The organism is Pseudomonas sp. BTN1, from assembly GCF_001907715.1.
Taxonomy (GTDB): Bacteria; Pseudomonadota; Gammaproteobacteria; order Pseudomonadales; family Pseudomonadaceae; genus Aquipseudomonas; species Aquipseudomonas paracarnis.
This window is the reverse complement of the sequence record NZ_MPBM01000032.1, coordinates 78177-104362: the sequence shown is the minus strand read 5'-3', so window position 1 is coordinate 104362 and position 26186 is coordinate 78177. Positions and strand designations below refer to the sequence as shown.

Genomic DNA, 26186 nt, shown 5'->3' with positions numbered 1-26186 from the left:
TCGGTGATGAATGTTAATACACGGCGAGAATAGGCTAGGTAAATTATGAGCGCTGTTCTAGCATCGAATGCATGACCTAAACAACCTCTCAGAGAAGGGAGCTGCTCATGGATTTCGCCTATTCGCCCAAGGTTCAGGAACTGCGTGAACGCGTCACTGCGTTCATGGACGCTTATGTCTACCCAGCCGAACCGGTGTTCGAACGCCAAGTCAGCGAAGGTGATCGCTGGCAGCCCACGGCAATCATGGAAGAGCTCAAGGCCAAGGCGAAGGCCGAGGGCTTGTGGAACCTGTTCCTGCCGGAATCCGAACTGGGCGCCGGCCTGAGCAACCTGGAATACGCACCCTTGGCGGAAATCATGGGCCGCTCGTTGCTGGGCCCGGAGCCATTCAACTGCTCCGCTCCCGACACCGGCAATATGGAAGTGCTGGTGCGCTACGCCAACGAAGAACAGAAGCAGCGTTGGCTCGAACCCTTGCTGCGCGGCGAGATTCGCTCGGCTTTTGCCATGACCGAACCGGATGTGGCGTCCTCGGACGCCACCAACATGGCCGCCCGCGCCGAACGCCAGGGCGACGAGTGGGTGATCAACGGCAAGAAGTGGTGGACCTCCGGCGCCTGCGACCCGCGCTGCAAGATCCTGATCTTCATGGGCCTGAGCAACCCCGATGCACCGCGTCACCAGCAGCACTCGATGATCCTGGTGCCGGTCGATACCCCAGGTGTGAAAATCCTGCGGCCGCTGCCGGTATTCGGTTACGACGATGCGCCCCACGGCCATGCCGAAGTGCTGTTCGACAATGTGCGCGTGCCTTATGAAAACGTGTTGCTGGGCGAAGGCCGTGGCTTCGAGATCGCCCAGGGCCGCCTTGGCCCTGGCCGTATCCACCACTGCATGCGTTCGGTCGGCATGGCCGAACGCGCATTGGAGTTGATGTGCAAACGCTCGGTCAGCCGCACTGCCTTCGGCAAGCCTTTGGCGCGATTGGGCGGCAATATCGACAAGATCGCCGACTCACGCATGGAAATTGACATGGCGCGCCTGTTGACCTTGAAAGCGGCGTACATGATGGACACCGTGGGTAACAAAGTGGCGAAAAGCGAAATCGCCCAGATCAAGGTGGTGGCGCCGAATGTGGCCTTGAAGGTCATCGACCGCGCGATCCAGATGCACGGCGGCGCCGGGGTGTCCAATGATTTTCCGCTGGCCTATATGTACGCCATGCAACGCACCCTGCGCCTGGCCGACGGCCCGGACGAAGTGCACCGTGCGGCGATTGGCAAGTTCGAGATTGGCAAATATGTGCCGCGGGAATTGATGCGCGGCGGGCAGTAACACCGCGTCGCCGATGAGCGTTCCCACGCTCTGCGTGGGAACGCCTCCCGTGACGCTCTGCGTCACCCTTTCAAGAGCGGACGCGGAGCGTCCAGAGCGGCATTTCCACGCGGAGCGTGGGAACGATCTTCAGTACACCCAAACCTCCACTCGCCGATTCTTGATCCGGCCTTCATCCGCAGTATTGGCCGCCACCGGCATCTGTGCGCCAAACCCGCGAATATCCTTGAGCACCACGCCGCTCTTGACCAGCTCTCGGCGCACTGCCATCGCCCGCAATTTCGATAGCAGCGCCGCACGTTGCGGATCATTCTTGGTATCGCCAAACCCCACCAGCGTCACCTGTTTATTCAGCTTGCCGTGGCTTCTGATATAGGCGACCACCCGCTGCACATCCTGGCGCGCTTTATTGTCGAGGCTGGCGCTGCCCTCGTCGAAGCGAAAATTCACCGTCAGGCGCTGAGCGTCTCGGGCGATGGCCTGGTAATCGTCGGGCATCGGCGGGCGCGGCGCGACACCGATCGCTTGCACCTGCTGGGCGATGAAGCCATTGGCAGCCACAATCGCCTGGCCCTTGCTGCCTTGGGAAAACTCCACCAACGCCTTGGCCCATGGGTTGCGGGAAGAGGGCGGCAAGTAGAAGAACAGCCGACGTGACAGCGGGTAATCCTCGGTGGCGATCAGGCTGGTCAGCGGCAACATCGGTTGCGAGTCGCCGTCGACAATCGCCACCGCCTTGGCCTGGCGCACAGAGGGCAGGCCGATAAAACCGATGCCCTGGGGGTCCTGGCTCACCGCATCGGACAGCTGTTCGCTGGATTCAAAGCGCTTGGCCGAGGGTGCAAGCGGTTGGCCGCGGCGGCTCAGCACCAGTTCGCGGAAGGTGTCGAAGGTGCCGGATTGATCATCCCGGGCATATAAATGAATGGGCCCGCCTGTACCTCCCAGCGCCTCCCAGGTGCTGACCTCGCCGTTGAAGATCTGCGCCAATTGCTCGGTGTTCAGCGTACCGAGCGGGTTGCGCGGGTTAACGATGATTGCCAGGCCATCGATGGCGATCACATGCTCGGCGCCTGGGCTTTTCAAGTCCCCCAGGGGATCGAGGTCCACCAGCTCGCTGTCGTTGATCGGGCGGGACGCGGCGGCGAGGTCGGCGCGGTTGTTTTTCAGCGCCGCAAAGCCGGTGCTGGAACCGTGGGCCGCCACCTCGATGGTGACCGTCTGGCCTTGGCGTGTCTTGCCGACCACGCGCTGCTCATTCACCCCGGCACCCGGTTCAGCACGCACGTCCTGCAAGCCCTGATACTCCATCAAGCCTTTGACCAGCGCCGGGCCGAGTGCCGCGCCGATGGTGTTGGAGCCCTGGATGCGCAGGGCCGGGCCTTGGTCGGGAATGGGCAGAGGGGCCGCCACGGCGGGGAGTGCGATTGCAAAACACAGGAACAGAACGCGCAGCATCATGCCGGCACCTTCTTAGGCCAAAGGGAGTGCCGCAAGATTAAGTCAGTTGGATTGCAGCCATATGACCGACACGGGGCTGGCACCCCTGATCTCCTGTAGGAGCGAGCTTGCTCGCGAAAAACGTCAACGATAACGCGGGCTTCCTGAATAAACGCGGCGCCCTCAAGTTCTTCGCGAGCAAGCTCGCTCCTACAATCAGCTCAGTTCCAACCAGATCGGCGCATGGTCCGACGGTTTCTCCAGCCCACGCAAATCATAATCCACCCCGGCGTCCTTGACCCGTGGCACCAACCCGGTGGACGCCAAGATCACGTCGATGCGCAGCCCGCGCTTGGGCTCGTCCTCAAAGCCACGGCTGCGGTAATCGAACCAACTGAAACGGTCGGTCACGTCCGGGTTGAGGTGGCGGAAGCTGTCGACCAGGCCCCAGTTCTTCAAGCGTGCCATCCACTCGCGTTCTTCCGGCAGGAAGCTGCACTTGCCGGTTTTCAGCCAGCGCTTGGCGTTGTCGGCGCCAATGCCGATGTCGCAGTCCTCTGGGGAAATGTTCACGTCGCCCATCACCACCAGTGCCTGGTCATTGCTGAACTGGGTTTCCAGCAAGTGCTGCAAGTCTGCATAGAAGCGCTGTTTGGCCGGGAACTTGGTTGGGTGGTCGCGGCTTTCGCCCTGGGGGAAGTAGCCGTTCATGATGGTCACTGGGTGGCCGTTTTCATCGGCGAAGGTGCCCCAGATAAACCGGCGTTGGGCATCTTCTTCATCGCTGGCAAAACCTTTGTGCATGCTCAAGGCCGGCTGGCGCGAGAGCAGCGCCACGCCGTAATGGCCTTTCTGCCCGTGGTAGTACACGTGATAACCCAGGGCCTGCACTTCAGCCAACGGGAACTGATCATCGTGGACCTTGGTTTCCTGCAAACCGATCACGTCCGGTTGATGCTTTTCAATCAGCGCCGCCAACTGATGAGGGCGAGCACGCAGCCCGTTGATATTGAAGGAGACGATTTTCATGGTCGGCAGTCCAGTCTGGCAAAAGGGCGATGCTAGCCGACAAGTCGGACGGGGGCCAGCGTGGCGGTAGGGTGAATGCGCTGCTAAGGTGGGAACGACTGGAGCTGTGCAGGTTCGTACCCATAAGAACGCCATGTTTGAGTGGCGCCCAGGGAGATTGATTGTTATGCCAGACACTTCGACGGCCACTGCCGAAATCCGCCTGCTCAATAGCGGCTACTCCCGTGAAGCGCGATCCCTGCTGTACCAGGCGTATCGCCATGAGCCGACCTTCGCCTACATCTTCGAAGCCGAGCGGCCGGGCTATGAGCAGCGAGTACGTGCCACCGTGCGCGAACTGGTCAAGCAGCATTTCTTCCAGAAACTTCCGGCCATTGGCCTGTTCGTCAACGACCGGCTGATCGGCATCGCCCTGATTGCACCGCCGCAACGGCGCCTGGGCATCACCGAAAGCTGGGCCTGGCAGATCCGCATGTGGCTGAGCACAGGCGTGCGGGGTACGCGGCGTTATCTTGAATACCATCATGCCGTCATGGCGTGCCTGCCCCACGAGTCTGTGCATGTGTTGCCGCTGCTGGGCATTCACCCGCAGTTTCAGGGCAAGCACCATGGTGAGCAGTTGCTGGAAGCGGTACACAATTGGTGTGCCGACGACCCGCATTCATCCGGCGTGGTGCTCGACACCGGCAACTCCCGTTACCTGGATTTCTACAAGCGCCAGGGCTATGAGGAAATCGGCGAAGTCGCCGTAGGGCCGGTGCGCGAGCATGTGTTTTACCATCCCAATCCCCAGGCGTTACATCCTGCAACGGCTTAGAACAGAATTATTCAGACTAATCCTGGTTCAAAGTTCCTCCCTCGCTCGTGTAGCATCCGCGCCTATGAAGTTTCCAGGAAGATTTACCAGCGGCTTGATTCTGCTGTTCACAAGCTGCGGCGCATTGGCGCAAAGCGAACTGGACGTGCGGATCAAACCCTCAAACGACGCGCTGAAAGCCAACATCGAAGGCTATATCGGCGGTGTGGGCGATCGTGATGAAGAAGCCTTGATGCGGTTCAGCCGTGGCGCCGAGGAGCAGGCGCGCAAAGCCGCGCAGGCCTTGGGCTACTATCAGCCACAGATTGCCAGCGAGGTGAAGGGCGGCAAGAACCCGCGTCTGACCCTCACCATCGACCCCGGCGAACCGGTGCATTTGCGCGACGTCACCCTAAGGGTCGATGGCCAGGCCGCGAGCCTCAAGGCCTTTCGCGTGCCCGCCAGCGACGACCTCAAATCCGGCGCCGTGCTCAACCACGGCCATTACGAAGACGCCAAGCGCCTGATCCAGAACCAGGCCTCGCGCTACGGTTTTTTCAGCGGGCGCTTCACCAGCCAGAAACTTGCCGTAGACCCTCAAGCGGGCGTGGCCGACATCGAACTCATTTACGACAGCGGCCCGCGCTACAGCATGGGCAAGGTCAGCTTTACGGGCGACACGCCCTTTGATGAAGAGCTGTTGCAGCGCATGGTGCCGTTCAAACCCGGCACGCCCTATGACTCCGAACTGGTCGCCGAACTCAATCAGAACCTGCAAGCCAGCGGCTTCTTTGAAGGCGTGCGCGTCGACGCCAGCCCCACCGCCGCCACCGATGACGTGATCCCGGTGGCGGTGCAACTGGACACCCGCAAGCCGCGCACCATGGGCCTGGGCCTGGGTTACTCCACCGACGTCGGCCCACGGGGCAAAGCCAACTGGACGCGCCATTGGGTCAACCCCCAGGGCCACAGTTATGGCTGGGAAGCCGAACTGTCGGCGCCGCGGCAGAACGTCGGGCTGTGGTACGACATCCCGCTCGACCCGCCGCTCACCGACAAACTGCGCTTTGCCGGCGGCTACCAGAATGAAGAGATCGCCAACACCGACACCTTGAGCAAGTTGCTCACCATCGGCCCCGAATGGCACAGCAAGTTGCCCAGTGGCTGGACGCGTGTGATCTCCCTCAAGTACCAACGCGAGGAATACCGCCTGGGCAATGACTCGGGCCTGAGTAACCTGCTGATGCCTGGCGTGAGCTATTCCTACCTGCGCAGTGACAACCGCATCGACCCGCACCATGGCTACCGCCTGATGTTCGACACCAAGGTCGCCAAAGAGGGGCTGGGGTCTGACACCAACCTGCTTTACGGCACGGCCACCGTCAAAGGCCTGACCACCTTGTGGGACAACCACCGCTTTCTGGGGCGTGCACAATTTGGCGGCAGTGCCACCAACGGCTACAAATCCGTGCCGCCGTCGTTGCGCTTCTTTGCCGGTGGTGACCAGAGCGTGCGCGGTTACGAGTACCAGACCCTGTCGCCAGAGAACGATCGCGGCGATCGCATCGGTGGTCGCTACATGGTGGCCCTGAGTGCCGAGTATCAATACTCCATCACCGACAAATGGCGTATCGCGACTTTTATCGACCAAGGCAACTCGTTCAACAACCTCGACCTGCCGAGCCTGAAAACCGGCGTGGGCGTCGGCGTGCGCTGGGTCTCCCCGGTGGGGCCGATTCGCCTCGACCTGGCCCATGCCCTCGAAGATCCGGGCGGCGTTCGCTTGCACTTTTCCATGGGGCCTGAGCTGTGATGCGTGGTTTGAAAATAGCGGGGCTGGCGTTGGTTGCCATCCTCGTCTTGCTGTTGTTGGCGCTGTGGTCAGTGCTTGGCACCCAGGCGGGCAGTCGCTGGGCCTTGGGCCAGGTGCCAGGTTTGAGCGTGGAAAATTTCCAGGGGCGCCTGGGCGGGCAGTGGCGCGCCGATCATCTGCTATGGCAGCAGGATGGCAGCCGCGTCGAGTTGAATGCGCCAAAGTTTGACTGGTCGCCCGGCTGCCTGCTGCGCATGACCCTTTGCATCGACCAATTGGATGTGGAACAGGTCAGCCTGGAATTTGCGCCCAGTACCGACGAAAGCAGCAGCGGGCCGATCCAATTGCCTGAGCTCAAGCTGCCGGTTGCGATCCAGTTGGGCGATGTGCGCATCGGTCGCCTGCTGTTCAACGGCAGCGAAGAACTCAAGGGCCTGCAATTGGCGGCGCATTGGACTGGCGCCGGTATGCAGATCGACTCGGTACATTTACAGCGCGACGACCTGGTGCTGGACCTCGCCGGCCTGCTGCAACCCACCGGCGACTGGCCGCTGAACGCCACCGGCAACCTCAGCCTGCCCTACGCCCCAGGCGGTGTTCCCTGGAGCGTTGCGCTCAAGATCGATGGCGACCTGCTCAAGACCCTCAAGCTCGACGCCGACAGCAGCGGCTACCTGCCCGCCAAGCTCACTGGCGAGCTGCAACCCCTGGTGGAAAACCTGCCGGCGCAGGTGCACATCACCTCCGAGTCGTTCAAACCCAGCGCAGACCTGCCCGATACCCTGCAACTCAACCAACTGGACCTGAGCGCCAAAGGTGACCTGAGCAATGGTTACCAATTGCTGGGTAAAGCCGTGCTACCGGCCGAAAAAGGCCCGGTGGATTTACTGCTCAAGGGCAAGGTTGGCGCCAAGGGCGCGCAGATCGCCGGTCTGGACCTGACGGCCGGCGACAAGCAAAGCCTCAAGCTCAGTGCCAACCTGGACTGGCAGCAAGGCTTCAGCGCGGACGCCAAGATCGACTGGCTGGATTTTCCCTGGCACCGCCTCTATCCGCTCATCGACGAACCGCAAGTGGCCTTGCGCACCTTCAACGGTGAAATCTCCTATAAAGACGGCAACTACCTGGGCAATCTCAAGGCTGACCTCGACGGCCCGGCGGGCAAGTTCAATGTGGTCACGCCCTTCAGTGGCGACCTCAAGCAGGTCTTCCTGCCTGAGCTGAAACTGAGTGCCGGCCAAGGCAAGGCCGAAGGCCACCTGAACCTGCAATTTGCCGACGGCATTGCCTGGGACACCGCCTTGGATCTGTCGGCGCTGAACCCCGCCTACTGGGTCGCAGAGCTGCCCGGCACCCTGGCCGGACCGCTGCGCAGCAAAGGCGAGTTCAAGAACGAACAGCTCAAGCTCAACGCAGACCTGGACCTCAAGGGGCGCCTGCGCGGGCAAACCGCTGTGTTGGCGGCCAAGGCCGAAGGTGCAGGCGAACAATGGACCCTCGCCAACCTGGACATCCGCCTGGGCGACAACCGCATCAACGGCAGCGGCAGCCTGCAACAGCGTCTGGCCGGGCAGATCGACATCAAGCTGGCGCGCCTGGCCCAGCTGTGGCCGCAACTGCGCGGGCAAGTCAACGGGCGTGTCGAGGTGGCCGGCACCTTGAAAGCCCCTCAAGGCAAGCTCGACCTCAAGGGCCAGCAACTGGCCTTTGCCGACAACCGCCTGCAAACCCTCAACCTGGACGCCAACCTCGATAGCGCCCAACGCGCCAAGCTCGACCTCAAGGCCAGCGGCATTCAAAGCGGCGAGACGCAAGTTGGCAACCTCACCGCCAGCGCCCAGGGCGATATCAAGAGCCAGAAGGTCCAACTGGCCCTGACTGGCCCGCTGGTCAAGCTGGCCCTGGCATTGGATGGCAACCTCGACAAAGACAACTGGCGCGGGCGCCTGGCCAGCGGCGACGTGCAAGCCGGTGGCCAGGACTGGCGGCTGCAAGCCCCGGCGAAGATCGAACGCCTGGCCGATGGCAAGCTGACCTTTGGCGCGCACTGCTGGGTCTCCGGCGGCGCCAGCCTGTGTGGCGAAGACCAGCGCCTGATGCCCGAGCCGAAGTTGCGTTACCACCTCAAGCAATTCCCCCTCGACAGCCTCTCGGGGTTCTTGCCCAAAGACTTCGCCTGGCAGGGCAGGCTCAACGCCGATGTGCAACTGGACCTGCCCCAGAGCGGCCCAAAAGGTGTGGTCGCGGTGGACGCCAGTGGCGGCACCCTGCGCGTGCGCGACAAGGGCCAGTGGCTGGATTTTCCCTACGACACCCTGAAACTGGAAACCACTCTCAACCCCAAGCGCATCGACACCCAGCTGAATTTCCGTGGCGGCAAGCTCGGCGAGCTGTTGTTGCAGGCGCAGATCAACCCGTTGCCGAACAACAAGCCGATCACTGGCACGTTCAGCCTCACCGGCCTGGACCTCGCCGTCGCGCGGCCCTTTGTGCCGATGGTGGAAAAACTCACCGGCAAGCTCAACGGCAATGGCCGCATCTCCGGCGGCTTGCTCGCGCCCCTGGTCAACGGCAACCTGAACCTTGTGGACGGCGAAGTCTCCGGGCCGGAACTGCCCATCAGCCTCGAGGGCCTGAACCTGCAGGCGCAAATCGCCGGCGAAAGCGTGCAGCTCAAGGGCGGCTGGCACAGCGGCAAAGCCGGGCAGGGCAGCCTCAAGGGCCAGATCGACTGGGGCCGCGCCCTGGTGGTCGACCTTAGCCTCAAAGGCTCGCAACTGCCGGTCACCGTGGAGCCCTACGCCAAGCTGGAGGTGGCGCCCGACCTGAAGATCAGCCTAAAGAACGACAAACTGGCGATTGCCGGCAAAGTCCACATCCCCCGTGGCGATATCACCGTGCGCGAACTGCCGCCTTCGACGGTCAAGGTGTCCGACGACACCGTGATCATTGGCAGCCAGACCGAAGAGGGCAAAGCGCCGATGGCCATGGCCATGGATATCGACGTGGAGGTAGGTGAAGACCAGCTCAACTTCGCCGGCTTCGGCCTCACCGCCAAGGTCCAGGGCCATGTGCATATCGGCGACAACATGGACACCCGCGGCGAGCTGTGGCTCAACGACGGCCGCTACCGCGCCTACGGCCAACGCCTCAACGTGCGCCGTGCACGGCTGTTGTTTGCCGGGCCGCTGGACCAACCGTTCCTGGATATCGAAGCTGTGCGCGTGGTGGTCGAATCGTCGCGCACCGTGACCGCTGGGATTCGCCTGAGCGGCAGCGCCGAACAACCCGCCACGCAGATCTTTTCCGAGCCGGCCATGGCCCAGGAAGATGCATTGTCGTACCTGGTGCTGGGCCGTTCGCGCACCAACACCGGCGAAGACAACAACATGCTCGCCGAAGCCGCCTTGGGCCTGGGTTTGATGGGCAGCGCGGGGGTGACCTCGGATATTGCCAACAAGCTGGGGATTCAGGACTTTGATCTGGACACCCAAGGCACTGGCAACAGTACGGCGGTGGTGGCCAGCGGCAAGATCAACGAGAAGCTCAGCCTGCGTTATGGGGTAGGGGTGTTCGAACCGGCCAATACCATTGCCTTGCGCTACCTGCTGAGCAAGAAGGTGTACCTGGAAGTGGCGACGGGTGTGGCAAGCTCTCTGGATATCTTCTACAAGCGCGACTTCTGACCGGTATCCGGTAAAAATGTGGGCGGGGGCTTGCCCCCGATAGCGGTGGGTCAGCTACAAACAAGTTGACTGACATACTGTTATCGGGGGCAAGCACCCTCCCACATTTTGGTTTTCATTTCACTCCAGCCTTCGACCAACTACCAAGCAACCTAATTATTCCAATTGACATTCGCTGCCTAAGCAGTAACATCTCGTCACACATTCACTGCCTAGGCAGTAATAAGGTGACTTTCGATGCCTCACTTCACCCCTGACAACTTCCACAACTGCCACCTCGGCCTGTTGCTGGGCCGCGCCGCGATTCTCAAGGACCGCATCATCGACACCCATATGGAACCCCACGGCATCACCGCCGCGCAGTTCAAGGTGTTGATCATCATGGCCCAGTTCGGCGTCGATACCCCGGCCGAGCTGTGCCGCAACCTGTCCCTCGATAGCGGTTCGATGACGCGCATGCTCGACCGGCTGGAGCAAAAAGACCTGCTCAGCCGCAAGCGCTCCGAGCTGGACCGGCGCCAGGTGCAGTTGGTGCTGACCGCCGAGGGCCAGCGCCTGGCGGACATGCTCCCGAACATTGGCGCCAAGGCGCTCAACCAGTTGGCCGGCGTGCTTGAGCCGGGCGAGCTGGAAACCCTGGAGCGGATCCTGAAGAAAATGCTGATCGCTGCGGGTGACCCCATCACGATCCAGCGGGTAGGTCGATCATGAACACACGCGCATTCAGCCTGGTGCTGGCGGCGATGACGTTGGCCGGTTGCGCCAATTACAGCGGCCTCGACACCCAGGGCCAGCGCCTCGACGCTAATACTCTGCACACCGGCAAATCCCTCAGCGGCGTGACGCTGTCGAGCGCCGCCTGGCCGGCCGCCGACTGGTGGAAAAGCCTGGGCGACCCACAGCTTGACGGCCTGATCCAGGAAGCCCTGCAGAACAGCCCCGACATGCAAGTCGCCGACGCCCGTGCGCATCAGGCCGAAGCCGCCGCCTATGCCGCCAACGCCGCGCGTATGCCGACCGTGGATGCCAGCGCTGGCGTGAGCCGTTCGCGCCTGGCCAAGGATCAGGACCCACGCGGGCAGGGCGATGCCTATTCGACGGTGCGCAACATCGGCGCCAGCTTCAATTACAACTTCGACCTGTGGGGCGGCCAGCGCGCCGCCTGGGAAGCCGCGTTGGGCGAGGCCCGTGCTGCCGAGGTCGATCGGCAGGCCGCGCGCCTGACTCTGGCCGCGAACGTGGCCAAGGCCTACAGCGACCTGGGCCAGGCGCATATCGTGCGTGACCTGGCCGTCGATGACCTCAAGCGTACCCGCCAGATGCTCGACCTGAGCAAGCGTCGCCTGAATTCCGGTATCGACAGCGAGTACCAGTACCAGCAGACCGAGAGCCTGGAAGCCAGCTCTCAGTCGCAACTGATTGACGCGGAAAAACAACTGCAAAGCGCCAAGATCGCCCTCGCGGTATTGCTGGGTAAAGGCCCGGACCGCGGTGACGAGTTGGCGCGCCCAGCGGTGCTCAAACCCAGCGCCGTGGCCGTGCCGGCGGTGTTGCCTGCCGAGCTGCTCGGCCGTCGCCCGGACCTGGTCGCCGCACGCTGGCGCGTAGAGGCCGCGAGCAAGAACATCGATGCCAGCAAAACCCGCTTCTACCCCAACCTCAACCTGAGCGCGAGCGCCGGTGCCGAGTCGTTGCTGGGCGATGCGATGTTCGGTTCAGCCAGCCGCTTCTTCAACATTGCGCCGACGATTTCGCTGCCGATTTTTGACGGCGGCCGCCTGCGCGCCGACCTCGATGCCCGCGACGCCGACTACGACCTGGCCGTGGCCCAGTACAACAAAACCCTGGTGCAAGCCTTGGGTGATATCGGCAACAGCCTGTCCCAACTGCGCGATACCGGTCGGCAGATCCAGGCCCAGCAACACGCGGCCGACATCGCGCAACAGTCCTACGACACCGGGGTGCAACGCTACAGCTCAGGCATCGGTAACTACCTGGATGTGCTCAGCATCGAGCAGCAACTGCTACAGGCCCAGCGTCAGCTGGCCACCCTGAATGCGGCGCAGATCGACCTGTCGATTCAATTGATGCAGGCCCTGGGTGGCGGGTATCACGCCAACAGCGTGGCCGCGACCACCCCAGCTACACGCACGGAATAATTTGAGGTATTTGTCATGGCCACTGCCGACAGCAACAACGCAACCGAACAACCCAAAGACACCAACCCGCGCAAACGCAAAGTGATGCTGATCGGCCTGGCGCTGATCGTTATCCTCAGTGTGGTGGGCGTGTGGGCCTGGTATGAGTTCTACGGGCGCTTCAATGAGAGCACCGACGACGCCTATGTGAACGGCAACGTGGTGGAAATCACCCCGCTGGTCACCGGCACCGTGGTCAGCATCGGCGCCGACGATGGTGACCTGGTGCATGAAGGCCAGGTGCTGATCAATTTCGACCCCAACGACGCCGCAGTCGGCCTGCAAAGTGCTCAGGCCAATCTGGCCCGCACCGTACGCCAAGTGCGCGGTTTGTACAGCAACGTCGATGGCATGAAAGCCCAAGTCAATGCGCAGAAAGCCGATGTGCAAACCGCCCAGGACAACTACAACCGCCGTAAAACCCTGGCCCAGGGTGGCGCGATTTCCCAGGAAGAACTGTCCCACGCTCGCGACAGCCTGACCGCTGCCAAGAACGCCTTGACCAACCTTGAGCAACAACTCAAAACCACCAATGCCCTGGTGGATGACACGGTGATTTCGTCCCATCCCGATGTGCAAGCGGCCGCCGCGCAACTGCGCCAGGCGTACCTGACCAATGCCCGCAGCACCTTGATCGCGCCGGTCACCGGCTATGTGGCCAAGCGCACCGTGCAACTGGGCCAGCGCGTCCAGCCGGGCACGGCGCTGATGGCGGTGATCCCGCTGGACCAGCTGTGGATCGACGCCAACTTCAAGGAAACCCAACTGCGGGATATGCGCATCGGCCAGCCGGTGGATATCGAGTCGGACATCTACGGCAGCGACGTCAAGTACAGCGGCACCGTCGACAGCCTCGGCGCCGGCACCGGCAGCGCGTTCGCCTTGTTGCCTGCACAGAACGCCACCGGCAACTGGATCAAGATCGTGCAGCGGGTACCGGTGCGCATCCACATCAATGCTGAAGAGCTGGCCAAGCATCCGCTGCGCGTGGGCTTGAGCACCGTGGTGAATGTAGACCTGCACGACCAGAGCGGCCCGGTGCTGGCGCAACAGGCGCCGCAAAAAGCCTCGTTCACCACCAACGTGTATGACCGCCAATTGGCCGAAGCCGATGCCATGATCAACCAGTTGATCCATGACAACAGCGTCGCCGCTCCCAAGGCTGCGCAACGCTGATGAGCAATAACGCCTCGTTCACGCCACCCAGCCTGTTGATGGCCACTATTGGCCTGTCGCTGGCGACCTTTATGCAGGTGCTCGACACCACCATCGCCAACGTGGCGTTGCCGACCATCTCCGGCAACCTGGGGGTGAGTTCGGAGCAGGGCACCTGGGTGATCACCTCGTTTGCGGTGAGCAACGCCATCGCCTTGCCGCTCACCGGTTGGTTGAGCCGGCGCTTTGGCGAGGTGAAGCTGTTTTTGTGGGCGACCCTGCTGTTTGTGCTGGCGTCGTTCCTGTGCGGTATCTCCACCTCGATGCCCGAGCTGATCGGCTTTCGGGTGCTGCAAGGCTTGGTCGCCGGGCCGTTGTACCCGATGACCCAGACCTTGTTGATTGCGGTCTACCCGCCGGCCAAGCGCGGCATGGCCCTGGCGTTATTGGCGATGGTCACGGTGGTCGCGCCGATTGCCGGGCCCATCCTCGGCGGCTGGATCACCGACAGCTACAGTTGGCCGTGGATCTTTTTCATCAACGTGCCCATCGGTATCTTCGCGGTGATGGTGGTGCGTGCGCAGCTAAAAAAGCGCCCGGTGGTCACCAGCTACCAGCCGATGGATTACGTCGGGTTGTTGAGTCTGATCGTCGGGGTGGGGGCCTTGCAGATCATCCTCGACAAGGGCAATGACCTGGACTGGTTCGAGTCCAACTTCATTATCATCGGTGCGGCCATTTCGGTGATCGCCCTGGCGGTGTTCGTGATCTGGGAGATGACCGACAAGCACCCGGTGGTCAACCTGCGGCTGTTCGCGCACCGTAACTTCCGGATCGGCACCATTGTGCTGATCCTCGGTTATGCGGGCTTTTTCGGCATCAACCTGATCCTGCCGCAGTGGCTGCAAACCCAGATGGGCTACACCGCCACCTGGGCCGGGCTGGCGGTGGCGCCGATCGGCATTTTGCCGGTGCTGATGTCGCCATTCGTGGGCAAGTACGCGCACAAGTTCGACCTGCGCCTGCTGGCGGGCCTGGCGTTCCTGGCGATTGGCTTGAGCTGCTTCATGCGCGCCGGTTTCACCAACGAAGTGGACTTTACCCACATTGCCATGGTGCAGCTGTTCATGGGCATCGGCGTGGCGCTGTTCTTCATGCCGACCTTGAGCATTCTGATGTCCGACCTGCCGCCGCACCAGATTGCCGATGGTGCTGGGCTGGCGACCTTCCTGCGTACATTAGGCGGCAGTTTCGCGGCGTCGCTGACCACCTGGATCTGGATCCGCCGGGCCGACCAGCACCATGCCTACATGAGCGAGAACATGACCGTCTACGACTCGACCACCCGCGATGCGTTGCAGGCGCTGGGTGGGGCAGGGCAGAAGGCCTATACCCAACTGGACCAGATCCTCACCAGCCAGGCGTACATGATGTCCACCGTGGATTATTTCACGTTGCTAGGGTGGATGTTCATGGGCTTGATGTTGCTGGTGTGGCTGGCCAAGCCGCCGTTTACCGCAAAGGCCGGGCCGGCGGCTTCGGGGCACTGATCATAAGGTCAGCGCGGTTCCTGTGGGAGCTGGCTTGCCTGCGATGCAGACACCTCGGTGTATCAGATGCACCGAGGTGATGCTATCGCAGGCAAGCCAGCTCCCACAGGTTGATCGGTGTTGTGTCAGAGATTCAGGCGCCAGGCAGCGCGAGCTGCGGGTTGACGAAATCAAACGCCGCCAGCTGAAAGCCTTGCTCATCCACCTGCAACGCCCAGCCTTGCTTGTCCCAGTCCCCCAGCACAATGCGCTTGGCCGCCTGGTCGCCGATCTGCAACTTATGGATGGCGGGGCGGTGGGTATGGCCGTGGACCAGGGTGCGCACGCCGAACTGCTGCATCACCCGTGGCACTTCTTCAGGGGTGACATCGACAATGTCGTTGGCCTTCATGCGCACCTGGGCGCTGCTCTCACTGCGCAACTTGCGCGCCAGCTTGTGGCGCGTGCCCAAGGGCAAGTGGCGCAGGATAAACAGCACAATCGGGTTACGCAGGATGCGCCGCAGCTTCATATAGCCGAGGTCGCGGGTGCAGAGGCTGTCGCCGTGCATCAACAGCACAGGCTCGCCATACAACTGCACGACCGTCGGGTCCTTGAGCAAGGTAGCGCCTGCCGCTTTGCAGAACGCCTTGCCGATCAGGAAATCGCGGTTGCCGTGCATGATGAAAATCGGGGTGCCGCTGTCGCTCAGCTCACGCAGAGCCTCACAGATGGAACGTTGGAAGGGGGTCATGCCATCGTCGCCAATCCAGGCTTCGAAGAAGTCCCCCAGAATGTACAGCGCCTGGGCACCACGGGCGCGGCCATGGAGCAGATCCAGAAACGCCCGGGTAATGTCCGGGCGTTCCTCTTCCAGATGCAAGTCTGAAATCAGCAATATCACGCTTCGATGATCTCGGCTTTCTCGACGATCACGTCTTCGGCTGGAACGTCCTGGTGACCGGCCTTGGAGGTGGTGGATACACCTTTGATCTTGTCGACAACGTCAGTGCCTTGGGTGACTTTACCGAACACCGCGTAGCCCCAACCCTGCACGTTCTTGCCGCTGTGGTTCAGGAAGGCATTGTCGGCGACGTTGATGAAGAACTGCGCGGAGGCCGAATGCGGCTCCATGGTACGGGCCATGGCGACGGTGTACTTGTCGTTGGAAAGGCCGTTGTCCGCTTCGTTCTGGATGCTTGGACGCTTGTCTTTCTTCTCTTTCATGCCAGGCTCGAAACCGCCGCCCTGGATCATGAAGTTGCCGATGACACGGTGGAAAACGGTGTTTTCGTAGTGGCCGGCTTTCACGTATTCAATGAAGTTGGCGACGGTGATCGGCGCTTTCTCGGCGTTCAGCTCGATGACGATGTCACCGTGGTTGGTGGTCAGTTTGACTTGAGTCATGTTCACTACTCTTTTCAGGGAATTCGTGGGTGTGGGCGCCTGGGCACCTTACCTGTCTGGCTAAACGACGGCCAAGGCGCGCAGTTTAGCGTGCCCTGCGGGAATTTCGAGGTGGTTTTTTACCGCCCGGGCAATTAATTGGCCGCGCTCTGTATGTGTCTTGACTGCTTCGGCTATTATGAGCCCTTTGTTTTATCTGGCCCCACCTGGCCATGCACCTGTCTGTTCAAGGATCCTATGAGCAAGCCCACTGTCGACCCTACCTCGAATACCAAGGCCGGACCTGCCGTCCCGGTCAATTTCCTGCGCCCGATCATCCAGGCGGACCTGGATTCGGGCAAGCACACGCAGATCGTCACCCGTTTCCCGCCAGAGCCCAACGGCTACCTGCACATCGGCCACGCCAAGTCGATCTGTGTGAACTTCGGCCTGGCCCAGGAGTTCGGTGGCGTCACGCACCTGCGTTTCGACGACACCAACCCGGCCAAGGAAGACCAGGAATACATCGACGCCATCGAAAGCGACATCAAGTGGCTGGGCTTCGAATGGTCCGGTGAAGTGCGCTATGCCTCCAAGTATTTCGACCAGTTGTTCGACTGGGCCGTCGAGCTGATCAAGGCCGGCAAGGCTTATGTGGACGACCTGACCCCGGAGCAGGCCAAGGAATACCGTGGCACGCTGACCGAGCCGGGCAAGAACAGCCCGTTCCGCGACCGTTCGGTAGAAGAGAACCTGGACTGGTTCAACCGTATGCGCGCCGGCGAATTCCCGGACGGCGCCCGCGTGCTGCGCGCCAAGATCGACATGGCCTCGCCGAACATGAACCTGCGTGACCCGATCATGTACCGCATCCGCCATGCCCATCACCACCAGACCGGTGACAAGTGGTGCATCTACCCGAACTACGACTTCACCCACGGTCAGTCGGACGCCATCGAAGGCATCACCCACTCCATCTGCACCCTGGAGTTCGAAAGCCATCGCCCGCTGTACGAATGGTTCCTGGACAGTCTGCCGGTTCCGGCGCACCCGCGTCAGTACGAGTTCAGCCGCCTGAACCTGAACTACACCATCACCAGCAAGCGCAAGCTCAAGCAACTGGTGGATGAAAAACACGTGCATGGCTGGGACGACCCGCGCATGTCCACACTGTCGGGCTTCCGTCGCCGTGGCTACACCCCGGCGTCGATCCGCAACTTCTGCGACATGGTCGGCACCAACCGCTCCGACGGCGTGGTCGATTTCGGCATGCTCGAATTCAGCATCCGTCAGGACCTGGATGCCAATGCACCGCGCGCCATGTGCGTGCTGCGTCCGTTGAAAGTCGTGATCACCAACTACCCGGAAGGCCAGGTCGAGAACCTCGAACTGCCGCGCCACCCGCAGAAAGAAGAGCTGGGCGTGCGCAAATTGCCATTCGCCCGCGAAATCTACATCGACCGTGACGACTTCATGGAAGAGCCGCCCAAGGGCTACAAGCGCCTGGAGCCGAATGGCGAAGTGCGCCTGCGCGGCAGCTACGTGATCCGTGCGGACGAAGCGATCAAGGACGCCGATGGCAACATCGTTGAACTGCGTTGCTCGTACGATCCGGACACCCTGGGCAAGAACCCTGAAGGCCGCAAGGTCAAGGGTGTGGTCCACTGGGTACCGGCCGCTGCCAGCATCGAGTGCGAAGTGCGCCTGTACGATCGTCTGTTCCGCTCGCCGAACCCTGAGAAGGCGGAAGACAGCGCGAGTTTCCTCGACAACATCAACCCTGACTCCCTGCAAGTACTCACTGGTTGTCGTGCCGAGCCATCGCTTGGCGACGCACAGCCGGAAGACCGTTTCCAGTTCGAGCGCGAAGGCTACTTCTGCGCAGATATCAAGGACTCGAAACCAGGCACTCCGGTATTCAACCGTACCGTGACCTTGCGAGATTCGTGGGGCCAGTGATTTAAGGGAAACATCGTGCTAACGATCTACAACACGCTCAGCAAGACCAAAGAAGTCTTCAAGCCGCTGGATGGCAACAAGGTGCGCATGTACGTGTGCGGCATGACCGTGTACGACTACTGCCACATCGGCCACGGCCGCAGCATGGTTGCCTTCGACCTGGTGACCCGCTGGTTGCGTTTCAGTGGCTATGACTTGACGTACGTGCGCAACATCACCGACATCGACGACAAGATCATCAACCGGGCCAACGAAAACGGCGAGTCGTTCGATGCGCTGACCGAGCGCATGATCGCCGCCATGCACGAGGACGAGGCGCGCCTCAACATCCTCAAGCCGGACATGGAACCGCGTGCCACGGACCACATCCCTGGCATGCACGCGATGATCCAGACCTTGATCGACAAGGGCTACGCCTACGCCCCAGGCAACGGCGACGTGTACTACCGCGTCGCCAAGTTCATGGGCTACGGCAAGCTGTCGCGCAAGAAGATCGAAGACCTGCGCATCGGCGCGCGGATCGAAGTCGACGAAGCCAAGCAGGACCCGCTCGACTTCGTACTGTGGAAAGGTACCAAGCCGGGCGAGCCGAGCTGGGAGTCGCCGTGGGGCGCCGGGCGTCCGGGCTGGCACATCGAATGCTCGGTGATGTCCACCTGCTGCCTGGGCGAGACCTTCGACATTCATGGCGGCGGCAGCGACCTTGAGTTCCCGCACCACGAAAACGAAATCGCCCAGAGCGAAGCCGCCACCGGCAAGACCTACGCCAACGCCTGGATGCACTGCGGCATGATCCGCATCAATGGCGAGAAGATGTCCAAGTCCTTGAACAACTTCTTCACCATCCGCGACGTGCTGGAAAAGTACCACCCGGAAGTGGTGCGTTACCTGCTGGTGTCGAGCCACTACCGCAGCGCCATCAACTACTCCGAAGACAACCTCAAGGACGCCAAGGGCGCTTTGGAGCGTTTCTATCACGCGTTGAAAGGCCTGCCCGCGGTGGCACCTGCAGGCGGCGAAGCCTTCGTGGCACGTTTCACCGAAGTGATGAACGACGACTTCGGCACCCCGGAAGCCTGCGCCGTGCTGTTCGAGATGGTGCGCGAGATCAACCGCTTGCGCGAGACCGATATCGACGCAGCAGCGGGCCTGGCGGCGCGCCTGAAAGAGCTGGCCAGCGTACTGGGCGTGTTGCAGATGGAAGCGGATGACTTCCTGCAAGCGGGTGCCGAAGGGCGTGTGGATGCCGCTGAGGTAGATGCACTGATCCAGGCGCGTCTGGCGGCTCGCACCAATAAAGACTGGGCGGAATCCGACCGTATCCGCGACCAACTGACCGCGATGGGTGTGGTGTTGGAAGACGGCAAGGGTGGGACGACGTGGCGGTTGGCTGACTGACCGTTGAAAGCTGCACGCTGAATAAAAAACGCCCCGACTGGTTCGGGGCGTTTTTTTGCACTCTCGTTCCCACGCTCTGCGTGGGAATGCATACCGAGACGCTCCGCGTCGCCCGCTCGCCCGAGTGGGGCGGACGCGGAGCGTCCTGGGCGGCGTTACCACGCAGAGCGTGGGAACGATCTGCGCTCCTACAAAAACATCAGCGGCGGCTGCTGACTTCGGCGGGGACGTCATCACCGGCCATGCGTTTGCGGAACAGCGCCGTTCGCGCCAGCAGCAGTGTGGTGACCGGCACGGTGATCGCGAGCAAAATCGGAATCAACCAGCCGTGCAACACCGGCCCGGATTTGAGCGTTGAAAAATAAATGATCGACGCCAACGCCACGCTCCACGCCCCCAGCGTCGAGGCCAGTGCCGGCGGGTGCATGCGTTGGAAAAATTCTTTCATCCGCAGCAAGCCAATCGCGCCAATCAAGGCAAACAGGCTGCTGAGCAACAGCAACGCCGCCACGATAATTTCAACCCATAACGGCATCATTCAATCACCTCCCCACGCAGCAGGAATTTGGCCAGGGCGAACGAGCCGACGAAGCCGAACAGCGCGATCAATAGCGCTGCTTCAAAGTAAGTGTCGCTGGCATAGCGAATACCCAGGGTCAGCATCATCAGCATCGCCAGGATGTACAGGTAGTCCAGCGCCAGTACCCGGTCCTGGGCCGAGGGGCCTTTGAACAGGCGCACCAGGGTCAGCACCATGGCCAGGGAGAACAGGAACAGGCTGAACAGGATCGCATTGGCGAGCAGGGCGCTCATTCGAAGATCTCCATCAGGGGCCGTTCGTAGGCGTGCTTGAATTGCTGGATAAACGAGGCTTCGTCATCCAGGTCGAAAACGTGCAGCAGCAGGATGCTACGGTCCAGGGCCAGTTCCGACCAGACGGTGCCGGGGGTCACGCTGGTGATCATCGCCAGCACCGCCAGGCCGTTGGCGTCGCGCAGGTCCAGGGGGATCTTGATAAAGCGCGAGCGCGGTGGGCGTGAGCCGCAAGTGAGTACGCCCCAGGCGACGTGCAGGTTGGAGATGATTACGTCAAGGCCGACCCGGAAAAACAGGCGGATGATCACCCCAGGGCGACGGATGCGGATCGGCAGCGGGCGCAGCGGCGCCATCATCAGCGGCGCAAGAAAGCCCAACAGTGCGCCCAGCAGCAGGTTGCCGGGGCTGATCGACAAGTTCAGCACCAGCCACAATACCCACAACGCCAACGACAGCCAGGGAGCCGGGAACAGACGTTTCATGGCTGCACCTCCAGGGCGGCGGCCTTGGCTTCAGGGCTGGGCACTGGGCGGGTCGCGAGCACTGCCATCACGTAGTGTTCCGGGTTGTTCAGGCTTTGGGCGGTGGCCTGGGTGTAGCGCATCAGCGCCTCGGCCTTGAAGGTCAGCGCGATGCTCAACCCCAGCAGCAGGAAGATCGGCACACACTCGTAGCGGCGCAGCAGCGGTGATGGGCGTTCTTCCGGGGTCCAGAAGCGCTGGATGCCGAGGCGGGCGAAAGCGATGAGCGAGGCCAGGCCAGAGAGAATCAGCAGCGCGACCAGGCCCCAGGCCGCCGGGCGGATGGACTCGTCCACGGCGTTGCCCAGGCCCAGTGGATTGATCAGCGCACTCAACAGGCTGAGCTTGCCGATAAACCCGGACAGCGGCGGCATGCCGATAATCAACAGCGCGCAGGCGATAAAGCTCAGGCCCAGGAAGGCCATGGTCCAAGGGATGACCTGGCCGATCACCGCTTTTTGCTCATCGTCCAGGTTCACACCCGGGCGCGGATGCAGCGATTCCATGGCTTTGGGCAGCGCATCAATCTCCTCATCCAGCGGCAGGTCGTTGGCCGAACGCGAACGCTCGATCAACTCCGCCAGCAAAAACAATGCACTCAGTGCCAGGGTTGAGCTGACCAGATAGAACAGCGCCCCCGCGGTCAGGCTCGGCTGGGCAAACCCTACCGCTGACAGCAGGATCCCGGCCGACACCAGGATACTCAGGCTGGCCATGCGCTCCAGGCGCTGCGCCGCCACCATCGCCAGTGCCGCGCAAATGATGGTCGCCATGCCGCCATACACCAGCCAATCCCCGCCAAACAGCGCCGAGGCGCCGGCCTGGCCGGAGAACAGCAGGGTCCACAGGCGCAGCACGGTGTACACGCCGACCTTGGTCATGATCGCGAACATTGCCGCCACCGGCGCGCTGGCCGAGGAATAGGCGGGCGCCAGCCAGAAGTTCAGCGGCCACATGCCGGCCTTGGCCAGGAACGCCGTAGCCAGGATCGCCGCACCGGCATGCAACAGGCCGCGATCCGCCTCCGGCACCAGCGGGATCTTCAACGCCAGGTCGGCAAAGTTCAGCGTGCCGGTGACGCCGTAGATCATCGCCGCGCCAATCAGGAACAGCGACGACGCCAGCAGGTTGATCGCAATGTAATGCAGCCCCGACGATACCCGCGCGCGGCCGGAACCGTGCAGCATCAGGCCGTAGGAGGCGGCCAGCAGCACTTCGAAGAACACGAACAGGTTGAACAGGTCGGCGGTGAGGAAGGCGCCATACAGCCCCATCAGTTGGATCTGGAACAGGGCATGGAAGCTAGTGCCCGCACGGTCCCAGCGGGCCATGGCGAACAGCAGCGCGCTGACGCCGATAACTCCGGTCAGCACCAGCATCATCGCCGAGAGTTGGTCCACCACCAACACGATGCCGAACGGCACCTGCCAGTTGCCCGGCAGGTACACGCCAATGGAGCCGGGGCCGCCTTGTTGCGTCCAGTACAAGAGCAGGACGGCCACGCCCAGGCCGACGATGCTGGAGCACAGATTGATCTGGGCTTTGAGCGGGCGGCGTTTCTCGCCCAGCATCAGCATCAGCCCGGCGGTGAGCAGCGGCAGCAGGATCGGCGCGACGATCAGTTGATTCATCCACGTCATTCCTTGGGCTCCCGGCCGTCTACATGGTCAGTGCCGGTGAGGCCCCGGGAGGCCAGCAGCACCACCAGGAACAACGCGGTCATGGCGAAGCTGATCACAATGGCCGTGAGCACCAGGGCCTGGGGCAGTGGGTCGGTGTAGTTGAGCAGGTCTTGGGGCACGCCGTCCTTGATGATCGGCTCCTTGCCGATAAACAGGCTGCCCATGCTGAAGATGAACAGGTTGACGCCGTAGGACAGCAGGCACAAACCCATGACCACCTGGAACGTCCGTGGCCGCAGGATCAACCAGACGCCGGAGGCCGACAGGACCCCAATGGCTATTGCGATGACTTCTTCCATCAGGCGGCTCCTTCGGTTGCAGCAACCACTTTGGGCTGGTTGCTCGGTTTATGCGCGCGCACCGACTGGTGGCCGAGGGCGGTGAGCATCAACAGGGTCGAGCCCACGACCATGGCGTACACGCCGACGTCAAAGAACAGCGCACTGGCGATATGAATATCGCCCAGTAACGGCAGGCTGAAATGCCAGGTATGCGTAGTGAGGAACGGGTACCCGGCGAACAGCGCACCCAGCCCGGTCAAGGTGGCCGACAGCAGGCCGAAGCCCATCCAGCGCATGGGCCGCAGGCTCATCTGCGCCTCGACCCACTGGGTGCCGGCAACCATGTATTGCAGGATAAACGCCACCGACATCACCAGCCCGGCGACGAAACCACCACCCGGTTGGTTGTGGCCACGCATGAACAGGTAGAACGACACCACCAGCGCAATCGGCAGCAGCAGGCGCACCAGTACCGCCGGCACCATCATAAAGCCCAGGGCGGTGTCGCTGGCCTGGCGCGGGTTGACCAGGTCGGTCGCCACGTCCGGCGCCAGTTGGCGCTGTTGGGGCGGCAACTCCATGCTTTCCTTGGATGGGCGGAAGCGGCGCAGCAAGGCGTACACGGTCAAGGCCACGGCGCCCAATACGGTGATTTCGCCCAGGGTGTCGAAGCCACGGAAGTCCACCAGCATCACGTTCACCACATTGCTGCCGCCGCCTTCGGGCAGGGCACGGCTTAAGTAGAACGAGGAAATATCGTTGGGCGTCTGGCGGGTCAGCATCGCGTAGGACAACAGCGCCATGCCGCCGCCGACTACGGTGGACAGCAGCAAGTCACGCAGGCGGCGGATACGCGCCTTGCGCAGCGAGCTGGGCAGGGGTGAGACCTCTTCGATCCGCCGTGGCAGCCAGCGCAGGCCAAGCAGGATCAACACGGTAGTGACCACTTCCACCACCAATTGGGTGAGGGCCAGGTCCGGCGCCGAGAACCACACGAAGGTGACGCAGGTCATCAGGCCGCACACGCTGACCATGGTCAGGGCCGCCAGCCGGTGGTACTTGGCTTGCCAGGCGGCGCCGAGGGCGCAGGCAATCGCCAGCAACCACAGGGTGACGAAGACGATGGACCCCGGGATTTTCGGGCGGTCGCCCCAGCTGAGGCCACTGTTGAGCATCGGGATCATCGCGCCGATCACTGCCAGTAGCACCAACAGGAACAACTGGGTTTGCAGGCGCTTGGTGCTGATGCGTTTCTCGATCCGGCGCACACCGCGCATCATCACCACCAGGCAGCGCTCGAAACCGCGCTTGCCGTTGAAGTAGCCGATCAGCGGCGGGTATTCGAAGCGGCCACGCTTGAGTTGTTTGCGCAGCATCAGGTACAGCACCACGCCGCCGGTCATCGCCACCAGGCTCATGATCATCGGCGCGTTCCAGCCGTGCCAGATCGCCAGGCTATATTCCGGCAACGTACCGCCCACCACCGGCAGGGCGGCAGCGGCGAGGATCGAGCCGACCATCTGGGCCGGGAAAATCCCCACCAGCAGGCAGGTGAACACCAACAGCTCGACCGGTGCACGCATCCAGCGCGGCGGCTCGTGGGGCGTGTGTGGCAAGTCGGTGGCGGGCGGGCCGAAGAACACATCCACGGTAAAACGCAGGGCATAGGCCACGCTGAATGTACCGGCAATGGTCGCGATCAGCGGCAGGGCGATTTCCACCCATTGGGTCGACGAGATAAACACGGTTTCGGCAAAGAACATCTCTTTGGACAGGAAGCCATTGAGCAACGGCACCCCGGCCATGGACGCACTGGCGACCATCGCCAGGGTCGCGGTAAACGGGATCAGGCGCACCAGCCCGCTGAGCTTGCGGATATCCCGCGTGCCGCTTTCGTGGTCGATGATGCCCGCGGCCATGAACAGCGAAGCCTTGAAGGTGGCGTGGTTGAGAATATGGAATACCGCGGCAACAGCGGCCAGCGGGCTGTTAAGGCCCAGCAGCAGGGTGATCAGCCCGAGATGGCTGATGGTGGAATAGGCCAGCAGGCCCTTGAGATCGTTTTGAAACATGGCGCAGTAAGCGCCGAGGAGGAGCGTGAGGGCGCCGGCACCGCCGACGATCCAGAACCATTCTTCGCTGCCGGACAGCGATGGCCACAGGCGGGCCAGTAGGAACACGCCGGCCTTCACCATCGTCGCCGAGTGCAGGTAGGCCGAAACCGGCGTCGGCGCCGCCATGGCGTGGGGCAGCCAGAAATGGAAGGGGAACTGCGCGCTTTTGCTCAAGGCGCCGATCAGCACCAGGGCGAGCATGACCGGGTACAGCGAATGCGCGCGAATCTGATCGCCCGCCGCCAGCACCTGGTCCAGGTCATAGCTGCCGACGATATGCCCCAGCAGCATCACCCCCGCCAACAGGCACAGCCCGCCGGCGCCGGTGACCATCAGCGCCATATACGCTCCGCGTCGCGCATCGGCACGGTGGTGCCAATAGCCGATCAGCAGGAACGAGAACAGGCTGGTCAGTTCCCAGAAGAATACGATCTGGATCAGGTTGCCGGAGATCACCAAACCCAGCATGGCGCCCATGAACGCCAGGAAAAACGCAAAGAAGCGCGGCACCGGGTCGTCCGGCGACATGTAGTAGCGCGCATACAGCGACACCAGCGTGCCGATGCCCAGTACCAGCATCGAGAACAGCCAGGCAAACCCATCCATGCGCAACACGAAGTTCAGCCCCAGGCTGGGCAACCACATGAATTCTTCGCGGATCACGCCACCGTGGGCGATCTGGGGGTAGAGCAGGGCGACTTGAATAGTACCGACCAGCGCCACAAGGCCGGCCAACAGGGATTCGGTGTTACGTGCGTTATGCGGCAGCAAGGCCGCCAGACAGCTGCCGATAAAAGGCAGAAGCAGTAGAACTATCAGGGACATAGGCTTCTAATCTGCGGGAGTTTGGGATGCATCATACGTGCCGCTTTCATGATCACCAAACGCCAAGATGTGGCAGGATCCTACAAGGTAGGCTGAAACCTCCCATTTGGCACTGTTTCAACCTCCCTCTGAACTGAAATGCCGACCCTCTGGGAGCCGGGCTTGCCCTCGCCTACTGTAGGAGCGAGCTTGCTCGCGAAAAACGTCAACGATAACGTGGG

At 62.1% G+C, this 26186-nt stretch carries 20 protein-coding genes; 10 read left to right on the top strand and 10 right to left on the bottom strand.

Annotated features, from left to right (window positions below; genetic code table 11):
* Nucleotides 1-107: 107 nt before the first annotated feature.
* A complete protein-coding gene (locus tag BMH52_RS16810) occupies nucleotides 108-1337 on the top strand; it encodes an acyl-CoA dehydrogenase (protein WP_014718951.1) in 1230 nt (409 codons plus the stop codon).
* 129 nt (nucleotides 1338-1466) lie between these two features.
* On the opposite strand, the gene BMH52_RS16805 is transcribed toward BMH52_RS16810, so the two are convergent.
* Together BMH52_RS16805 and xthA are read right to left on the bottom strand one after the other, a co-directional pair.
* Nucleotides 1467-2798 (bottom strand): substrate-binding domain-containing protein, encoded by a 1332-nt coding sequence (locus BMH52_RS16805; RefSeq protein WP_073844389.1) that lies wholly within the window; start codon nucleotides 2796-2798, stop codon nucleotides 1467-1469.
* Nucleotides 2799-2993: 195 nt separating this feature from the next.
* The gene (xthA, locus tag BMH52_RS16800; RefSeq protein WP_038450559.1) at nucleotides 2994-3806 is read right to left on the bottom strand and encodes an exodeoxyribonuclease III; all 813 of its coding nucleotides are present in this window, start codon (nucleotides 3804-3806) and stop codon (nucleotides 2994-2996) included.
* Nucleotides 3807-3972: 166 nt separating this feature from the next.
* On the opposite strand from xthA, the gene BMH52_RS16795 reads away from it, so the two are divergent.
* From BMH52_RS16795 to BMH52_RS16765, 7 genes are all read left to right on the top strand, one after another.
* Nucleotides 3973-4623 carry an N-acetyltransferase gene (locus BMH52_RS16795; RefSeq protein WP_020302341.1) on the top strand — a complete coding sequence of 217 codons (651 nt, stop codon included), beginning with the start codon at nucleotides 3973-3975 and terminating at the stop codon, nucleotides 4621-4623.
* A 64-nt stretch (nucleotides 4624-4687) separates the two neighbouring features.
* Nucleotides 4688-6415 carry an autotransporter assembly complex family protein gene (locus tag BMH52_RS16790; protein ID WP_032904934.1) on the top strand — a complete coding sequence of 576 codons (1728 nt, stop codon included), beginning with the start codon at nucleotides 4688-4690 and terminating at the stop codon, nucleotides 6413-6415.
* Nucleotides 6415-10101, top strand: coding sequence for a translocation/assembly module TamB domain-containing protein (locus BMH52_RS16785; protein WP_083610647.1), 3687 nt, complete (start codon nucleotides 6415-6417; stop codon nucleotides 10099-10101). The genes BMH52_RS16790 and BMH52_RS16785 overlap by 1 nt, the downstream gene beginning before the upstream one ends.
* A gap of 237 nt (nucleotides 10102-10338) precedes the next feature.
* Nucleotides 10339-10812, top strand: a complete 474-nt coding sequence (locus tag BMH52_RS16780; RefSeq protein ID WP_032896609.1) for a MarR family winged helix-turn-helix transcriptional regulator — start codon at nucleotides 10339-10341, stop codon at nucleotides 10810-10812.
* Complete coding sequence (locus tag BMH52_RS16775) at nucleotides 10809-12260, top strand: efflux transporter outer membrane subunit (RefSeq protein ID WP_073844385.1); 1452 nt, start codon at nucleotides 10809-10811, stop codon at nucleotides 12258-12260. Before BMH52_RS16780 ends, BMH52_RS16775 begins: the two co-directional genes overlap by 4 nt.
* Before the next feature lie 15 nt (nucleotides 12261-12275).
* Nucleotides 12276-13475: an efflux RND transporter periplasmic adaptor subunit gene (locus tag BMH52_RS16770; RefSeq protein ID WP_034127907.1), complete on the top strand. Its 1200-nt coding sequence runs from the start codon at nucleotides 12276-12278 to the stop codon at nucleotides 13473-13475.
* Nucleotides 13475-15004 (top strand): DHA2 family efflux MFS transporter permease subunit, encoded by a 1530-nt coding sequence (locus BMH52_RS16765; protein ID WP_003192178.1) that lies wholly within the window; start codon nucleotides 13475-13477, stop codon nucleotides 15002-15004. Before BMH52_RS16770 ends, BMH52_RS16765 begins: the two co-directional genes overlap by 1 nt.
* A 133-nt stretch (nucleotides 15005-15137) precedes the next feature.
* Here the strand turns inward: BMH52_RS16765 and lpxH are convergent, their stop codons facing one another.
* Nucleotides 15138-15887, bottom strand: a complete 750-nt coding sequence (gene lpxH, locus BMH52_RS16760; protein ID WP_003192177.1) for a UDP-2,3-diacylglucosamine diphosphatase — start codon at nucleotides 15885-15887, stop codon at nucleotides 15138-15140.
* A complete protein-coding gene (locus BMH52_RS16755; RefSeq protein WP_014718940.1) occupies nucleotides 15884-16390 on the bottom strand; it encodes a peptidylprolyl isomerase in 507 nt (168 codons plus the stop codon). Before BMH52_RS16755 ends, lpxH begins: the two co-directional genes overlap by 4 nt.
* 237 nt (nucleotides 16391-16627) lie before the next feature.
* On the opposite strand from BMH52_RS16755, the gene BMH52_RS16750 reads away from it, so the two are divergent.
* Both BMH52_RS16750 and cysS read left to right on the top strand, forming a co-directional pair.
* Nucleotides 16628-18328 carry a glutamine--tRNA ligase/YqeY domain fusion protein gene (locus tag BMH52_RS16750; protein ID WP_014718939.1) on the top strand — a complete coding sequence of 567 codons (1701 nt, stop codon included), beginning with the start codon at nucleotides 16628-16630 and terminating at the stop codon, nucleotides 18326-18328.
* Nucleotides 18329-18343: 15 nt separating this feature from the next.
* Nucleotides 18344-19726, top strand: a complete 1383-nt coding sequence (cysS, locus tag BMH52_RS16745; protein WP_032902823.1) for a cysteine--tRNA ligase — start codon at nucleotides 18344-18346, stop codon at nucleotides 19724-19726.
* A gap of 199 nt (nucleotides 19727-19925) precedes the next feature.
* Here cysS and BMH52_RS16740 read toward each other — a convergent pair whose 3' ends face one another.
* Genes BMH52_RS16740 through BMH52_RS16715 form a run of 6 tightly spaced genes read right to left on the bottom strand, consistent with a single transcriptional unit; the run spans nucleotide 19926 to nucleotide 25965 of the window.
* Nucleotides 19926-20264, bottom strand: a complete 339-nt coding sequence (locus BMH52_RS16740) for a Na+/H+ antiporter subunit G (RefSeq protein ID WP_014718935.1) — start codon at nucleotides 20262-20264, stop codon at nucleotides 19926-19928.
* On the bottom strand, nucleotides 20261-20539 hold the full coding sequence (locus BMH52_RS16735) for a K+/H+ antiporter subunit F (RefSeq protein ID WP_003192168.1): 279 nt from the start codon (nucleotides 20537-20539) through the stop codon (nucleotides 20261-20263). The genes BMH52_RS16740 and BMH52_RS16735 overlap by 4 nt, the downstream gene beginning before the upstream one ends.
* Entirely contained in the window at nucleotides 20536-21024 is a 489-nt protein-coding gene (locus BMH52_RS16730) for a Na+/H+ antiporter subunit E (protein ID WP_014718934.1), read from the bottom strand. The genes BMH52_RS16735 and BMH52_RS16730 overlap by 4 nt, the downstream gene beginning before the upstream one ends.
* On the bottom strand, nucleotides 21021-22703 hold the full coding sequence (locus BMH52_RS16725) for a monovalent cation/H+ antiporter subunit D (RefSeq protein WP_072433909.1): 1683 nt from the start codon (nucleotides 22701-22703) through the stop codon (nucleotides 21021-21023). The genes BMH52_RS16730 and BMH52_RS16725 overlap by 4 nt, the downstream gene beginning before the upstream one ends.
* Nucleotides 22700-23044 carry a Na+/H+ antiporter subunit C gene (locus BMH52_RS16720; protein WP_073844383.1) on the bottom strand — a complete coding sequence of 115 codons (345 nt, stop codon included), beginning with the start codon at nucleotides 23042-23044 and terminating at the stop codon, nucleotides 22700-22702. The genes BMH52_RS16725 and BMH52_RS16720 overlap by 4 nt, the downstream gene beginning before the upstream one ends.
* Entirely contained in the window at nucleotides 23044-25965 is a 2922-nt protein-coding gene (locus BMH52_RS16715) for a monovalent cation/H+ antiporter subunit A (RefSeq protein WP_072433911.1), read from the bottom strand. Before BMH52_RS16715 ends, BMH52_RS16720 begins: the two co-directional genes overlap by 1 nt.
* Nucleotides 25966-26186: the final 221 nt, after the last annotated feature.

Coding starts and splice junctions, on each gene's coding strand:
- BMH52_RS16795 (WP_020302341.1), top strand. CDS start 3,973: ATGCCAGACACTTCGACGGCCACTGCCGAAATCCGCCTGCTCAATAGC.
- BMH52_RS16750 (WP_014718939.1), top strand. CDS start 16,628: ATGAGCAAGCCCACTGTCGACCCTACCTCGAATACCAAGGCCGGACCT.
- BMH52_RS16770 (WP_034127907.1), top strand. CDS start 12,276: ATGGCCACTGCCGACAGCAACAACGCAACCGAACAACCCAAAGACACC.
- BMH52_RS16720 (WP_073844383.1), bottom strand. CDS start 23,044: ATGGAAGAAGTCATCGCAATAGCCATTGGGGTCCTGTCGGCCTCCGGC.
- BMH52_RS16775 (WP_073844385.1), top strand. CDS start 10,809: ATGAACACACGCGCATTCAGCCTGGTGCTGGCGGCGATGACGTTGGCC.
- BMH52_RS16725 (WP_072433909.1), bottom strand. CDS start 22,703: ATGACGTGGATGAATCAACTGATCGTCGCGCCGATCCTGCTGCCGCTG.
- xthA (WP_038450559.1), bottom strand. CDS start 3,806: ATGAAAATCGTCTCCTTCAATATCAACGGGCTGCGTGCTCGCCCTCAT.
- BMH52_RS16740 (WP_014718935.1), bottom strand. CDS start 20,264: ATGATGCCGTTATGGGTTGAAATTATCGTGGCGGCGTTGCTGTTGCTC.
- BMH52_RS16765 (WP_003192178.1), top strand. CDS start 13,475: ATGAGCAATAACGCCTCGTTCACGCCACCCAGCCTGTTGATGGCCACT.
- BMH52_RS16730 (WP_014718934.1), bottom strand. CDS start 21,024: ATGAAACGTCTGTTCCCGGCTCCCTGGCTGTCGTTGGCGTTGTGGGTA.
- BMH52_RS16805 (WP_073844389.1), bottom strand. CDS start 2,798: ATGATGCTGCGCGTTCTGTTCCTGTGTTTTGCAATCGCACTCCCCGCC.
- BMH52_RS16790 (WP_032904934.1), top strand. CDS start 4,688: ATGAAGTTTCCAGGAAGATTTACCAGCGGCTTGATTCTGCTGTTCACA.
- BMH52_RS16810 (WP_014718951.1), top strand. CDS start 108: ATGGATTTCGCCTATTCGCCCAAGGTTCAGGAACTGCGTGAACGCGTC.
- BMH52_RS16735 (WP_003192168.1), bottom strand. CDS start 20,539: ATGAGCGCCCTGCTCGCCAATGCGATCCTGTTCAGCCTGTTCCTGTTC.
- BMH52_RS16785 (WP_083610647.1), top strand. CDS start 6,415: ATGCGTGGTTTGAAAATAGCGGGGCTGGCGTTGGTTGCCATCCTCGTC.
- BMH52_RS16755 (WP_014718940.1), bottom strand. CDS start 16,390: ATGACTCAAGTCAAACTGACCACCAACCACGGTGACATCGTCATCGAG.
- BMH52_RS16780 (WP_032896609.1), top strand. CDS start 10,339: ATGCCTCACTTCACCCCTGACAACTTCCACAACTGCCACCTCGGCCTG.
- BMH52_RS16715 (WP_072433911.1), bottom strand. CDS start 25,965: ATGTCCCTGATAGTTCTACTGCTTCTGCCTTTTATCGGCAGCTGTCTG.